Annotated in this window: 12 protein-coding genes; 8 read left to right on the top strand and 4 right to left on the bottom strand. The window is 54.3% G+C overall.

Going from position 1 to position 14,275, the window contains the following annotated elements:
- Positions 1-144 precede the first annotated feature (144 nt).
- On the top strand, positions 145-687 hold the full coding sequence (zapC, locus tag SK54_RS15780; protein ID WP_015570906.1) for a cell division protein ZapC: 543 nt from the start codon (positions 145-147) through the stop codon (positions 685-687).
- Here zapC and SK54_RS15775 read toward each other — a convergent pair.
- On the bottom strand, positions 684-1,793 hold the full coding sequence (locus SK54_RS15775) for a YcbX family protein (RefSeq protein ID WP_048247575.1): 1,110 nt from the start codon (positions 1,791-1,793) through the stop codon (positions 684-686). The two genes, zapC and SK54_RS15775, sit on opposite strands and share 4 nt — an antisense overlap.
- Before the next feature lie 98 nt (positions 1,794-1,891).
- Here SK54_RS15775 and rlmKL point away from each other — a divergent pair, with 98 nt between their 5' ends.
- The 6 genes from rlmKL (at position 1,892) to rmf (ending at position 9,817) form a co-directional block, all read left to right on the top strand.
- Positions 1,892-4,000, top strand: a complete 2,109-nt coding sequence (rlmKL, locus tag SK54_RS15770; RefSeq protein WP_045897374.1) for a bifunctional 23S rRNA (guanine(2069)-N(7))-methyltransferase RlmK/23S rRNA (guanine(2445)-N(2))-methyltransferase RlmL — start codon at positions 1,892-1,894, stop codon at positions 3,998-4,000.
- A gap of 12 nt (positions 4,001-4,012) precedes the next feature.
- Complete coding sequence (locus SK54_RS15765; protein WP_048247572.1) at positions 4,013-5,920, top strand: ABC transporter ATP-binding protein; 1,908 nt, start codon at positions 4,013-4,015, stop codon at positions 5,918-5,920.
- 13 nt (positions 5,921-5,933) lie between these two features.
- Positions 5,934-7,187, top strand: a complete 1,254-nt coding sequence (gene pqiA / locus SK54_RS15760) for a membrane integrity-associated transporter subunit PqiA (RefSeq protein ID WP_017693685.1) — start codon at positions 5,934-5,936, stop codon at positions 7,185-7,187.
- A 4-nt stretch (positions 7,188-7,191) separates the two neighbouring features.
- On the top strand, positions 7,192-8,832 hold the full coding sequence (gene pqiB, locus SK54_RS15755) for an intermembrane transport protein PqiB (protein WP_015570901.1): 1,641 nt from the start codon (positions 7,192-7,194) through the stop codon (positions 8,830-8,832).
- On the top strand, positions 8,829-9,395 hold the full coding sequence (pqiC, locus tag SK54_RS15750; RefSeq protein WP_017384809.1) for a membrane integrity-associated transporter subunit PqiC: 567 nt from the start codon (positions 8,829-8,831) through the stop codon (positions 9,393-9,395). The genes pqiB and pqiC overlap by 4 nt, the downstream gene beginning before the upstream one ends.
- Before the next feature lie 254 nt (positions 9,396-9,649).
- Entirely contained in the window at positions 9,650-9,817 is a 168-nt protein-coding gene (gene rmf / locus SK54_RS15745) for a ribosome modulation factor (protein ID WP_003858162.1), read from the top strand.
- 71 nt (positions 9,818-9,888) lie between these two features.
- On the opposite strand, the gene fabA is transcribed toward rmf, so the two are convergent.
- Positions 9,889-10,407 (bottom strand): bifunctional 3-hydroxydecanoyl-ACP dehydratase/trans-2-decenoyl-ACP isomerase, encoded by a 519-nt coding sequence (gene fabA / locus SK54_RS15740; protein ID WP_000227926.1) that lies wholly within the window; start codon positions 10,405-10,407, stop codon positions 9,889-9,891.
- Positions 10,408-10,475: 68 nt separating this feature from the next.
- On the bottom strand, positions 10,476-12,236 hold the full coding sequence (locus SK54_RS15735; protein ID WP_017384808.1) for an AAA family ATPase: 1,761 nt from the start codon (positions 12,234-12,236) through the stop codon (positions 10,476-10,478).
- Between the two features lie 186 nt (positions 12,237-12,422).
- Here SK54_RS15735 and matP point away from each other — a divergent pair, with 186 nt between their 5' ends.
- Positions 12,423-12,875, top strand: coding sequence for a macrodomain Ter protein MatP (matP, locus tag SK54_RS15730; RefSeq protein ID WP_003858158.1), 453 nt, complete (start codon positions 12,423-12,425; stop codon positions 12,873-12,875).
- A gap of 65 nt (positions 12,876-12,940) precedes the next feature.
- Here matP and ompA read toward each other — a convergent pair whose 3' ends face one another.
- The gene (gene ompA / locus SK54_RS15725) at positions 12,941-13,993 is read right to left on the bottom strand and encodes a porin OmpA (protein WP_017694761.1); all 1,053 of its coding nucleotides are present in this window, start codon (positions 13,991-13,993) and stop codon (positions 12,941-12,943) included.
- Positions 13,994-14,275: the final 282 nt, after the last annotated feature.

Genomic DNA, 14,275 nt, shown 5'->3' with positions numbered 1-14,275 from the left:
CAGGGCTTTATTTCCAGCCCTGGTTGTTTTATATTCCGTCATTGTTGCTTATTTAAACATTATAGTCTTTTATTACTAGTGTTATAAGCGAAGCGGCAAACAGGACATTTTTAGTACAGGACGTTTAGGGGACGGGAGAGAAACATGCGAATTAAACCTGACGATAACTGGCGCTGGTATTTTTGTGACGAGCATGACCGTATGATGCTCGACTTAGCCAATGGCATGTTGTTTCGCTCTCGTTTTGCGCGCCGAATGTTAACGCCAGACGCGTTTGCTCCCTCAGGCTTTTGCGTTGACGACGCTGCACTCTATTTCTCTTTTGAAGAAAAATGCCGTGAGTTCGATCTCTCCAAAGAACAGCGCGCTGAACTGGTACTAAATGCGCTGGTGGCGATCCGTTTCCTGAAACCGCAAATGCCGAAAAGCTGGCATTTTCTCGCCCACGGCATGTGCTGGACCCCGGCTATCGGCGATGCGGCGAGCGTCAATCTGAGCGATACCGAAGAAGAGGTGAATTTGCTGGTGGTTGAACCCGGTGAAAACGCTGCGCTCTGTTTGCTGGCCCAACCCGGCGTGACCATTGCCGGGCGAGTTATGCAGTTAGGTGATGCCATCAAAGTGATGAATGACAGGCTGAAGCCACAGCTGCGCGTTGATTCCTTCAGCCTTGAACAGGCAGTTTAAGCTTCCAGCTGTACGGATGTTTTCGGGACACAGCTACAGCACAGGATCGTGCCGTCACTGCCAATCGCAGATTTCTTCAGGGCACTTACTTCACCATCGACCAGTTTAATGCGACAGCATCCGCAAATCCCCGCGCGACAGGAATACGGTACGCGGATACCTGCCTGCTCCAGCTGTTCCAGTAGCACCTGCTGATTGTTACCACGGATAACTTTGCCTTCCCAGTGAATATCCACCGCGGAAGCGACGTTGGTGACAACGTCAACCATCTCTTCTTCCTGACCTGCGCCGTACACCCTGGCAGGCCCGCGGGTGAGAATTTCGACCTCGTCGCCCACGCGGATCACGCCGCTGGAGCGGGGGATCAGGTTCTGGCCGAAGTCGACATCGCCGTTATCCTGCGCGGTACGAAATGACTGCAAGGTTTTCAGCGGTTCGCCGGAAGGGTGTTTCTGACCTTTCTCCGGGCTGACGGTGGTAAAAATACAGCGGCTGCACGGCTTCACGACATCAAAAATAACGCTGCCGATTCGGATCACTTTCCAGGTATCTTCATCCCAGGCATTCGCTCCGGTCACCACCAGATTCGGGCGAAATTGCTCCATCTGCACGCTGGCTTTGCAACGGTTTTGTAAATCACGCAGCGAGGCCTCGCTGGTCAGAAGGAAGGGAAAACCATCCGCGAAGGAGAGAGGAACCGCATCGTGGCGCTTCACGCGACGGGTCAGCGCAGGCCCAACCCAGCGCAGCTGAACGTCACGGGAGAAAAAGCCGCTCAGCCACTGGTTAATGTTATCCGGCGCGATACGCGCGGTAAAATGATTGCCCCACACTTCCGTTGGCGCATCAAGCGGCGCAAAATCAGCAAAGCGGATCACGACGCTTGAACCGTTCGGCGCAGTCAAATGCAGCCCGTCATGAAGCGGGGAAGGGGTAAAGCGAACCATCTGCGGGAACTGACGTGCGGTGATAAACGTACCGTCAGGCTCGGTGACCATAAAAATACGATCGAAGGCGAATCCGCTCATATCGGCCAGCGCGTGAGTCACGCCGATACCGCGCATCGATTTCACCGGATGAATAAAAAGCCTGGATAACGTCGCCACTGCACACTCCCGCTAAAGAAAATAAGCCTTCAACTTTATGACATACACGCCATATTAGCTATAATGCGCGACAATTTTCTATGAGTAAAAGTGACGATATGAATTCTCTGTTTGCCAGTACGGCCCGTGGGCTGGAAGAGCTGTTAAAAACTGAACTGGAAGCCCTGGGCGCGAAAGAGTGCCGGGTGGTTCAGGGTGGTGTCCATTTTGAGGGCGACACGCGGCTTATTTACCAGAGCCTGATGTGGAGCCGTCTGGCGTCGCGCATCATGCTGCCGATGAAAGAGTGCAAGGTCTACAGCGATCTTGATCTCTACACCGGCGTACAGATGATCGACTGGACAGAGATCTTCACCCCGGACGCCACCTTTGCGGTGCATTTCAACGGCGTCAACGATGAAATCCGCAACAGCCAGTACGGTGCCCTGCGCGTTAAGGATGCCATTGTGGACTGCTTCACGCGTCGTAATAAAGAACGTCCGAACGTTGACCGTGAAAACCCGGATCTGCGTATCAACGTCTGGCTGAACGGCGATACGGCCAGTATTTCCCTGGATCTGAGTGGCGCAGGCCTGCATCTGCGCGGCTATCGCGATCGCACCGGGATGGCGCCGATCAAAGAAACGCTGGCTGCCGCTATCGTGATGCGCTCCGGATGGCAGCCAGGTACGCCGCTGCTCGATCCGATGTGCGGTTCCGGTACGCTGCTGATTGAAGCCGCGATGCTGGCCACCGACCGTGCGCCAGGGCTGCATCGCGGCCACTGGGGCTTCAAAGGCTGGGCGCAGCACGATGAGGCCATCTGGAAAGAGGTCAAAGACGATGCGCAGACCCGCGCCCGTAAAGGGCTGGCGGAGTACACCTCTCACTTTTACGGTTCGGACAGCGATGCACGGGTGATTGAACGCGCGCGCAGCAACGCCCGTCGTGCCGGTATCGGCGAGCTGGTCACCTTCGAGGTGAAAGACGTGGCGAACCTGACCAACCCGCTTCCAAAAGGCCCGTACGGTACGGTGATCAGCAACCCACCGTATGGTGAGCGTCTGGACAGCGAGCCGGCGCTGATTGCGCTGCACAGCCTGCTGGGCCGCAACATGAAAGCGCATTTCGGCGGCTGGAACCTCTCCCTGTTTAGCGCCTCGCCGGAGCTGCTGAGCTGCCTGCAATTGCGTGCCGATCGCCAGTTCAAGGCGAAAAACGGCCCGCTGGATTGCGTGCAGAAAAACTACCATCTGGCAGAGATAGCGGCGGACAGCAAACCGTCAGGTGTGGCGGAAGATTACGCCAACCGCCTGCGCAAAAACCTGAAGAAATTTGAGAAGTGGGCGAAGCAGGAAGGTATCGAATGTTATCGCCTGTACGACGCTGACCTGCCGGAGTACAACGTGGCGGTTGACCGCTATGCGGACTGGGTGGTGGTTCAGGAATACGCCCCGCCGAAAACCATCGATGCGCAAAAAGCGCGTCAGCGTATGCTGGATGTGATTGCGGCCACCATTGCCGTACTTGGCATTTCGCCAAACAAGCTGGTGCTGAAAACCCGTGAGCGTCAGAAAGGCAAAAATCAGTATCAGAAGATGGGCGAGAAGGGCGACTTCCTCGAAGTGGGCGAATATAACGCGCGCCTGTGGGTTAACCTGACCGACTATCTTGATACCGGCCTGTTCCTCGATCACCGTATCGCCCGCCGCATGCTGGGCCAGATGAGCAAGGGCAAAGACTTCCTGAACCTGTTCTCCTATACCGGCAGCGCCAGCGTTCATGCGGGGCTTGGCGGCGCGCGTAGCACCACCACGGTAGATATGTCCCGGACTTATCTGGAGTGGGCTGAGCGCAACCTGCGTCTTAACGGCTTAACCGGTCGTCAGCATCGCCTGTTACAGGCCGACGTGCTGGGCTGGCTGCGCGATACCGACGAGCAGTTTGACCTGATCTTTATCGATCCGCCGACCTTCTCTAACTCCAAGCGTATGGAGGATAGCTTTGACGTTCAACGCGATCACCTGCGCCTGATGACCGACCTGAAGCGCCTGCTGCGTAAAGGCGGCACCATTATGTTCTCGAATAACAAGCGCGGATTCCGCATGGATCACGACGGCCTGGCCGAACTGGGACTGAAAGCACAAGAAATCAGCCAAAAAACGCTGTCTCAGGACTTTGCCCGTAACCGTCAAATCCACAACTGCTGGCTGATCTCCGCGGTCTGAAAGGAAAAATAAATGTCTTTAATTAGTATGCACGGCGCGTGGCTCTCTTTCAGCGACTCACCGCTTCTCGATAATGCAGAGCTGCATATCGAAGATAACGAGCGCGTCTGTCTGGTCGGCCGTAACGGCGCAGGTAAATCGACGCTGATGAAGATCCTCAACCGTGAGCAGGGGCTGGACGACGGCCGTATTGTTTACGAGCAGGATCTGATCGTCTCTCGTCTGCAACAGGATCCGCCGCGTAACGTCACCGGCAGCGTGTACGATTTTGTGGCGGAAGGGATTTCAGAGCAGGCGGAATACCTCAAGCGTTACCACGAGATTTCACATCTGGTGATGACGGACCCGAGCGACAAGAATCTCAACGAGCTGGCAAAAGTGCAGGGGATGCTCGATCACCACGGTCTGTGGCAGCTGGAAAACCGCATTAACGAAGTGCTGGCCCAGCTTGGCCTGGAAGCGGATATGGAGCTGTCGGCGCTCTCCGGCGGCTGGCTGCGTAAAGCGGCGCTGGGCCGTGCCCTGGTGAGCGGGCCCAGGGTGCTGCTGCTGGACGAACCGACGAACCACCTGGATATCGAAGCGATTGACTGGCTGGAAGGGTTCCTGAAAACCTTTAACGGTACCATTATCTTCATCTCCCACGACCGTTCGTTCATCCGCAACATGGCCACGCGCATTGTCGATCTCGATCGCGGCAAGCTGGTGACCTATCCGGGCGATTACGATACCTATCTGCTGGAGAAAGAAGAAAACCTGCGCGTGGAAGAGCTGCAAAATGCCGAGTTCGACCGCAAGCTGGCCCAGGAAGAGGTATGGATCCGTCAGGGCATTAAAGCGCGTCGTACCCGTAACGAAGGCCGCGTTCGCGCCCTGAAGGCGATGCGCCGCGAACGTAGCGAACGCCGCGAAGTCATGGGTAGCGCCAAAATGCAGGTGGGAGAGGCGTCCCGCTCGGGCAAGATTGTCTTCGAAATGGAGAACGTGAATTATTCGGTTGACGGCAAAGTGCTGGTGAACGATTTCTCCGCTCAGGTTCAGCGCGGCGACAAAATTGCGCTGATCGGCCCGAACGGGTGCGGTAAAACCACACTGCTGAAACTGATGCTCGGTCAGCTCCAGGCCGACAGCGGTCGTATCCACTGCGGTACCAAACTGGAAGTGGCGTACTTCGACCAGCACCGCGCCGAGCTGGATCCAGACCGTACGGTGATGGATAACCTCGCCGAGGGTAAACAGGAGGTCATGGTTAATGGCAAGCCGCGTCACGTGCTGGGCTACCTTCAGGACTTCCTGTTCCACCCGAAACGCGCTATGACGCCGGTGCGCGCGCTGTCCGGGGGAGAACGTAACCGTCTTTTGCTGGCGCGTCTGTTCCTGAAACCCAGTAACTTATTGATTCTCGATGAACCGACTAACGATCTGGATGTCGAAACGCTGGAACTGCTGGAAGAGTTGATTGATGGTTATCAGGGAACCGTAATGCTGGTCAGCCACGATCGTCAGTTTGTCGATAACACCGTGACCGAGTGCTGGATCTTCGAAGGCAAAGGGCGCATCGGGCAATATGTGGGCGGCTATCATGACGCGCGTGGACAGCAATCGCAGTCGCTGGCGCAAAAACAGGCGAAGACCAAAAATGTCGCTGAACCTGTTGTTGCAAAGGCAGAAACTGTCAAAAAGTCTCCTGCTAAAATGAGTTATAACTTGCAGCGCGAGCTGGAAGGGCTGCCGCAGCGTCTGGAAGAGCTGGAAGCTGCACTGGAAGCACTGCAAATCCAGGTCGCTGATGCGTCATTCTTTACGCAGCCTCACGACTATACTCAGAAAGTATTGGCTGAACTCTCCCAGGCTGAACAGGCGCTGGAAGAGGCATTTGAGCGCTGGGAGTACCTTGAGTCTCTGAAAAACGGCGCATAAACAGGGATAATCTATGTGTGACCAGCACCATGCCGATCGGCATATATTATGCTCGCAATGCGATATGCTCGTGGCGTTGCCAGAGCTTGGTCACGGACATAAGGCTGCCTGCCCGCGCTGCGGCGCTACGCTGACGACCGAGTGGGACGCGCCAAGGCAGCGTCCTACGGCTTATGCGCTGGCAGCCTTATTCATGTTACTGCTCTCCAATCTCTTCCCTTTCATCTATATGAAAGTGGGCGGGATGACCAGCCAGGTGGATTTACTGGAAATACCAGGCGTGATGTTCTCGGAAGATTACGCCAGCCTTGGCACCTTCTTTCTTCTTTTCGTGCAGATCGTCCCGGCTTTTTGCCTGGTCGTCATTCTGCTGCTGGTCAACCGCGTCAGGATGCCCACTGTCCTTAAAATCAAACTCGCGCGGATCCTGTTCCAGTTGAAAAGCTGGGGGATGGCGGAAATTTTTCTCGCGGGTATCCTGGTTAGCTTCGTGAAGCTGATGGCCTACGGCGATGTGGGGATTGGCAGCAGCTTTATTCCGTGGTGTCTGTACTGCGTGCTACAACTGCGCGCGTTCCAGTGCGTGGACCGACGCTGGGCCTGGGACGATATTGCCCCGGCGCCTACGCTCTCGCAGACGGTAAAGGTGGGCGTACCGGGTATCCGTCAGGGGCTTCGCTCCTGCTCGTGCTGCACCGCCGTGCTGCCCGCGGATGTCGAGGTGTGCCCGCGCTGTGAAACAAAAGGTCACGTCCGGCGTAAAAATAGCCTGCAATGGACCATGGCGCTGCTGGTGACCTCTGTCATGCTCTATCTGCCCGCCAATATCTTGCCGATCATGATCACCGATCTGCTCGGCGACAGAATGCCCTCGACCATACTGGCCGGGGTGATTTTGCTGTGGAGCGAGGGGTCTTACCCTGTAGCAGGCGTCATATTCCTCGCCAGTATTATGGTTCCGACCTTAAAGATGATTGCCATTGCCTGGCTTTGCTGGGATGCAAAAGGGCACGGTAAGCGAGACAGCGAGCGTATGCATCTGATTTATGAGGTCGTGGAATTTGTTGGCCGCTGGTCGATGATTGACGTGTTCGTGATTGCGGTTCTCTCAGCGCTGGTGCGTATGGGGGGGCTGATGAGTATTTATCCCGCTATGGGGGCGCTGATGTTTGCGTTGGTCGTCATTATGACCATGTTTGCGGCCATGACCTTCGACCCTCGTTTATCGTGGGATCGTGAGCCCGATTCAAGCCATGAGGAAGAGTAAGAGCATGGAAAATAAGAGTGGAGAGGCTAAAGTGCAGAAGGTCAGAAACTGGTCGCCGGTGTGGATTTTCCCTATCGTGACCGCGCTGATCGGTGCATGGATCCTGTTTTATCATTACAGCCATCAGGGACCGGAAGTCACGCTAATTACCACCAATGCAGAGGGGATTGAGGGCGGAAAAACCACCATCAAGAGCCGCAGCGTGGATGTGGGTGTCGTGGAAAGCGCGACCCTGACGGATGATTTAACCCATGTTGAAATCAAGGCCCGCCTGAATGCCGGCATGGAAAAACTGCTCCATGAAGATTCTGTTTTTTGGGTAGTGAAACCGCAGGTCGGGAGAGAAGGGATCAGCGGCTTAGGAACGCTATTGTCAGGGGCCTACATCGAACTCCAGCCCGGCAACAAAGGCGCCCAGCCAGCAAACTATCAGCTGCTGGATTCACCGCCGCTTGCGCCACCGGATGCAAAAGGGATCCGCGTTATTCTGGACAGCAAAAAAGCGGGCCAGCTCTCGCCGGGCGATCCGGTACTGTTCCGTGGATATCGCGTCGGTTCGGTTGAAACAAGCACCTTCGATCCGCAAAAACGGACCATCAGCTATCAGCTTTTTATCAATGCGCCTAATGACCGCCTGGTGACCAGCAACGTTCGCTTCTGGAAAGACAGCGGGATCGCGGTGGATCTGACCTCTGCGGGGATGCGCGTTGAGATGGGTTCACTCACCACGCTGTTTGGTGGGGGCGTCAGTTTTGATGTGCCGGAAGGTATCGATCTGGGACAACCGGTGGCGGAGAAAACCGCCTTCAGGCTGTTTGACGATCAAAAAAGCATTCAGGATGCGCTCTATACCGATCACATCGACTACCTGATGTTCTTTAAGGACTCTGTACGCGGCTTGCAGCCTGGGGCGCCAGTTGAGTTCCGGGGTATCCGTCTGGGGACCGTGGGACAAGTGCCTTACTTTGTTCCGGGACTCAAGCAGATGCTTGATGATGATTATCGTATTCCGGTGCTGATCCGCATTGAGCCTGAGCGTTTGATTAACCAGATAGGCGAGGACCAGGATATTGGGGAGCATATCAGCGATCTGATGAATCGCGGTCTGCGTGGCTCGCTGAAAACTGGCAACCTGGTCACAGGGGCGTTATATGTCGATATGGACTTCTATCCAAAAGCGCCACCAATGACGGGGATCCGTGAATTTGGCGGCTACAAAATTATTCCTACGGTCAGCAGTGGCCTGGCGCAGATCCAACAGCGCCTGATGGAAACGCTGGATAAGATCAACAATCTGCCGCTGAATCCAATGCTTGAGGCCGCGACGGGATCACTGCATCAGAGCCAGGCGACGATGCAACGTCTGCAAACCACGCTGGATAATATCAACAAGATCACTGCCAACCAGTCCATGCAGCAGCTGCCGCAGGATATGCAGAAAACGTTGCGCGAACTGAATCGCAGTATGCAGGGCTTCCAGCCGGGCTCAGCGGCTTACAACAAGATGGTGGCGGATATGCAACGTCTTGATCAGGTTTTACGCGAGCTACAGCCCGTTCTGAAAACGCTCAATGAAAAGAGCAACGCGCTGGTGTTTGAAGCGAAAGACAAAAAGGATCCTGAGCCTAAGAGGGCGAAACAATGAAAAAATGGCTAATCATCGCAGGCGCACTGGTATTAACGGCCTGTAGCTCTGGAAGCGATAACAAAAGCTACTACCAGTTGCCGTTAAGCGCGCAATCCGGTGCGCAGAGTAGCACCTCGCAGGGCAGCCGTCTGCTGTGGGTTGAACAGGTTGCCGTGCCAGATTATCTGGCGGGCAACGGGGTGGTCTACCAGACCAGCGATGTGCAGTACGTTATCGCCAACAATAACCTGTGGGCCAGCCCGCTGGATCAGCAGCTACGCAATACGCTGGTGGCGAATCTGAGCAGCCAGCTTCCTGGTTGGGTAGTCGCCTCGCAGCCTCTGGGAAGCGATCAGGACACTCTGAATGTTAACGTGACGGGATTCCATGGCCGCTATGATGGTGCGGTTGTTATCAGCGGGGAGTGGCTCTTGAATCATCAGGGCCAGTTGATTAAGCGTCCTTTCCATCTGGAACTGAAGCAGCAGAAAGATGGCTATGACGAAATGGTGAAAGTGCTTGCGCAGGGGTGGGCACAGGAGTCGGCTGCTATCGCAAGAGAGATTTCCCGGCTGCCATAAGTAAAATTCATCGACGAAAGCCGCACTCAGCTTCTTGCTGATTGCGGCTTTTTTTTCGTTTTATGTTCAGTTTGTTACTTGTCCCGCGTCACATTTTTTGTACAAACGATCTTCCATGTAGCTCACAAATATGACACCCGTATGAATTTTGAACGTTGACGCTGACGCCGATTCGGGGTATTCGTTAACTGTGCTTGCACATATTGCAATCACTGTTTTCTTTCCACCAGACAAAAGAATGAGGGAAACGAGGCATGAAGAGACAGAAACGAGATCGCCTGGAAAGGGCTCATCAACGTGGTTATCAGGCTGGCATCGCCGGACGTTCAAAAGAAATGTGTCCCTATCAGGCCCTGAATCAAAGGTCCCAATGGCTAGGGGGCTGGCGAGAAGCCATCGGAGACAGGGCAGTACTTGCTTGATACCGTCTCTTTAAAAAGAAACCTCCGCAATGCGGAGGTTTCGCCTTTCTGGAAGGGGCTAAATGCCGTTATCAGAAAGCGGAGGTATCCTGGAACAGACCCACTTTCAGGTCGTTCGCGGTATAGATAAGACGACCATCTACCAGCACTTCACCGTCCGCCAGGCCCATAATCAGGCGGCGGTTAACGATGCGTTTGAAATGGATACGGTAGGTGACTTTCTTCGCGGTAGGCAGAACCTGACCGGTGAATTTCACTTCGCCTACGCCCAGCGCACGGCCTTTGCCTTCACCGCCAAGCCAGCCCAGATAGAAGCCAACCAGCTGCCACATGGCATCGAGGCCCAGGCAGCCAGGCATTACCGGATCGCCAATAAAGTGGCAACCGAAGAACCACAGGTCCGGGTTGATATCGAGTTCTGCTTCTACGTAACCCTTATCAAAGTTGCCGCCGGTTTCGGTCATTTTCACGACACGGTCCATCATCAGCATATTTGGGGCCGGTAACTGCGGGCCTTTCGCACCAAACAGTTCACCGCGACCAGAGGCAAGAAGGTCTTCTTTAGTATAGGATTCGCGTTTATCTACCATGTTCTCAGTAAGCCTTATTTTAGTGAAGGACGCAGGATAGCTAACACGTGTACGCTGAACAAGTCCGATCAGTTAGCACTAAACCAACTTAACCAGCGTAACGGCCACGGATAACGATGACGAGCATCCTGCTGTGTCGCCTGAGCTATACGTTCCTGAATGGTCTGCATCAGGGTTGTCTGGCCTTCGCCGTCCCAGACCAGGTTTGTCAGTAAGGGTAGTGCATCCTCAACTCCTTCGATGGCCCAGACGGCGAATTGTTCCTGCTCTACCGCATCCAGAATCGCCTGGCTCAGGCTCAAATGGCGAGCGTTAGGCGCCGGAATAATCACGCCCTGTTTGCCGTTTAAACCGCGCTGCTGGCAGATAGCGAAGAAGCCTTCGATTTTCTCATTCAGTCCACCCACCGGTTGAGCACGACCAAACTGATCCACGGAACCGGTAATCGCAATATTCTGATTAATCGGTACGTCTGCAAGCGCGCTGATCACGGCGCACAGCTCTGCCATCGAGGCGCTGTCGCCGTCGACTTCACTGTAGGACTGCTCAAAGGTCAACGAGGCAGAGAAGGGGATCTGCTGCTCCAGCTGAAGTTCAGACATCAGGAATGCCTGCATGATCATCATGCCTTTGGCATGAATGTTTCCGCCCAGTTCGGCCTTGCGTTCGATATCGGTAAATTCGCCGTCACCAATGTGCACGACACAGCTGATACGGGAAGGCTCGCCAAAGGCGCGCGGGTGTCCGGGGAACTCGATGACGGACAAGGCGTTGATTTGCCCGATACGTTCGCCTTCGGTCTCCACCAGAATCTGTTCCAGCAGAATTTCATCCTGCATACGGTCAGCAAGATAACCTTCACGCCATTCACGCTGGGCCAGCATCTGGCTAAGCTGCTCACCAGTAAACGGACCGTTGCCGCTGATAACGCCCACTTCACGCAGCTGTTTACCGATCCAGAGCGGGCAGAGCGGCAGGGTTTCCTGATCGCCAGTGTAGCGTACGGCCTCGCGGATTAAGCCCGGCCACGCATCCTCGGCAGGCGAGGGCAGCGCGAAACGTTCCGCCACGGCCATAACCCACTGACACCACTGCGCCATGTCATCGGCATCGGCGATCTGAATATTGTCTTCAAATTCACTGTAAACCGCCTGCTCCGCGAGTTCTGGCTCCATTTCCTGGAAATCAGCCAGAGATTCACGGTCACCCGTCAGCACGACGGTCAGCGACAGCGGCATAGACGGAATGGAAACAGGCAGCGGACGTGAATCGTCGTAGCCTATCCAGTCAAAACGTTGCTGCATCACCACCGTTTTCAGGCGCATCCACAGCAGAGGCTGTGCGAGCAGGGTGCGAAGGGAGATGAGCAACACACCACCGTTCGCGCGGTGTACCAGACCGGGTTGCAGTGACACATCGCCATTGAACTGACGAAGGCAGCCGAACAGCTGTTCTGCTTCCACCCAGTTGGCGGTGATCACTTCGCCTTTTGCAGCGAATTGTCCGTCTGCCTGCGTGGCAGGTTCGAAGGTCACGTCACGTCCGGCAATATGATACTGACCACCAAAAACGGCATTCGTTTTTGGATGCAACTGGCGCATGGCATCACCGAGAAGCGTCAGATACTCGGCTTCTTCCGGGGCTTTGAGCAGCATGAAAGGAGATGTAGCCCATGGGGATGACATCTGTTCCAGCGCGTAATGCAAACGCGGTTGTGTATCGCTAAGTATGAATTCGTGTTCTTTTGTGAGGTCTGGCTGTGCAAACAGCTCCTGATAGCTCTCGGTATCCGGAACCAGGTCACGCCATGCAAGTTTCGTAATGGTCAAAGTTGATGTTTTTTAGTCAGAAGTAAAACCGTGGAGTATACCGTAAGCGGCGCACTCTGCCCAATCAGGATTCGGGTTTTCGTCATGCGGATCGCCTGCGGCGTTTCACAGGATATGATTTCTTTTCAGCAGATTGCCAAAAAACTGATATTCTGAACAGAGTTACACGGTAACACTGAGATCGCAATGAAATATCAACAACTGGAAAACCTCGAAAGCGGCTGGAAATGGAAGTACCTGGTCAAAAAGCACCGTGAAGGGGAGCTGATCACCTGCTACATCGAAGCCAGCGCGGCACAAGAAGCTGTGGATATGTTGCTGACCCTCGAAAACGAACCGGTACTGGTAAACGGCTGGATTGAGAAACACATTAATCCGGCCCTGTTAAACCGGATGAAGCAAACTATCCGTGCTCGTCGTAAACGGCATTTCAATGCCGAGCATCAGCACACCCGTAAGAAATCCATCGACCTGGAGTTCATGGTCTGGCAGCGTCTGGCCGGGCTTGCGCAACGGCGCGGGAAAACCCTGTCGGAAACGGTGGTGCAGCTGATTGAAGATGCCGAGCACAAAGAGAAGTATGCCAGCCAGATGTCGACGCTGAAGAACGATCTACAGGCACTGTTAGGTAAAAAATAAGCTTTTTACTTTTCTTCAGATAATAAAAAACCCCGCATCGCGGGGTTTTTTTATAAGACGATAACTTATGCCGCAGGCTGAGTTACAACGTCTTTGATACCTTTAACTTCGATCTCTACGCGACGATCTGGTGCCAGGCAGTCGATCAGTGCAGCGCGTGGTTTCACGTTGTCACAGGTAGAACCGGTAACTGGGTTAGATTCGCCCATACCACGTGGGGAGATCTTGTTAGCTGGGATACCTTTAGATACCAGGTAATCAACTACAGACTGAGCACGTTTCTCAGACAGACCCTGGTTGTAAGCGTCAGAACCGATACGGTCGGTGAAGCCCAGAACCACTACAGAACCGTCTTTAGGATCCAGGTTGCTCAGCTGGGTGTACAGCTGATCAAGTGCCTGCTGACCTTCTGGTTTCAGGGTAGCTTTGTTGAAGTTGAACAGAACGTCAGACTTCAGAGTGAAGTGCTTGGTCTGTACTTCTGGAGCTGGAGCCGGAGCTGGAGCTACGACTGGCGCATCTTCCTGCTGACCGAAACGGTAAGAAACACCAACGCTCAGCATGCCGTTGTCTGGACGAACGCCAACGGTAGCACCGTCACCGATGTTGTTAACCCACTGGTATTCCAGACGGGTAGCGATGTCACGGGTCATTGCCCACTCAACGCCACCAGCGAATACTGGGGAAACACCAGTGTCGTGGTCGTCACCAGCGATGCTGTTGCTGGAGTCTGCACGCCATACCATGCCGCCCAGACGGGTGTACACGTCCAGGTCGTCAGTCACTGGGTAACCCAGTTTAGCGGTCAGCTGTACGCCTTGAGCTTTGAAAGCGCCATTTACGTTGTCGCCTTTGTAAGGCATACGACCTAACCAGTCGTAACCCATTTCAAAGCCAACATACGGGTTAACCTGATAGCCACCGAACGCACCTGCACCCAGCTGGCTCTCGTGAGTAGGGCCATCGTTGTTCAGGCTGCTGTTGTACCAACCGGTGTCATGGAACTGAGACCAGCCCAGTTTACCACCTGCATACCAGGTATTATCTTTCGGAGCGGCCTGCGCTACGGTAGCGAAGCCAGCCAGTGCCACTGCAATCGCGATAGCTGTCTTTTTCATTTTTTGCGCCTCGTTATCATCCAAAATTTGCCATGAATATCTCCATCGGAGGAATCACGGTTAAATCCTTCACCGGGGGGCGTGGTCAAATATAAACCTACCGATATCTTCGGCTTAGGCCGAGCACCCCTGGCGATGTAAAGTCTACAACGTAGCTGAAAACTTACAAGTGTGAAGTCCGTCAGGCATATGAAAAAAAAAGTTCCGTATACCTAATATTTAACAATTTTTGAACGAATTTTGTGCAGTAAAATTAACGAGAACCGCGTCAGACAAGCCTTG

Source organism: Enterobacter sp. MGH120 (assembly GCF_001037725.1).
GTDB classification, from domain to species: domain Bacteria; phylum Pseudomonadota; class Gammaproteobacteria; order Enterobacterales; family Enterobacteriaceae; genus Enterobacter; species Enterobacter hormaechei_C.
Note: the sequence above shows the minus strand (reverse complement) of the source record. Positions and strands in the feature narration are given on the sequence as shown.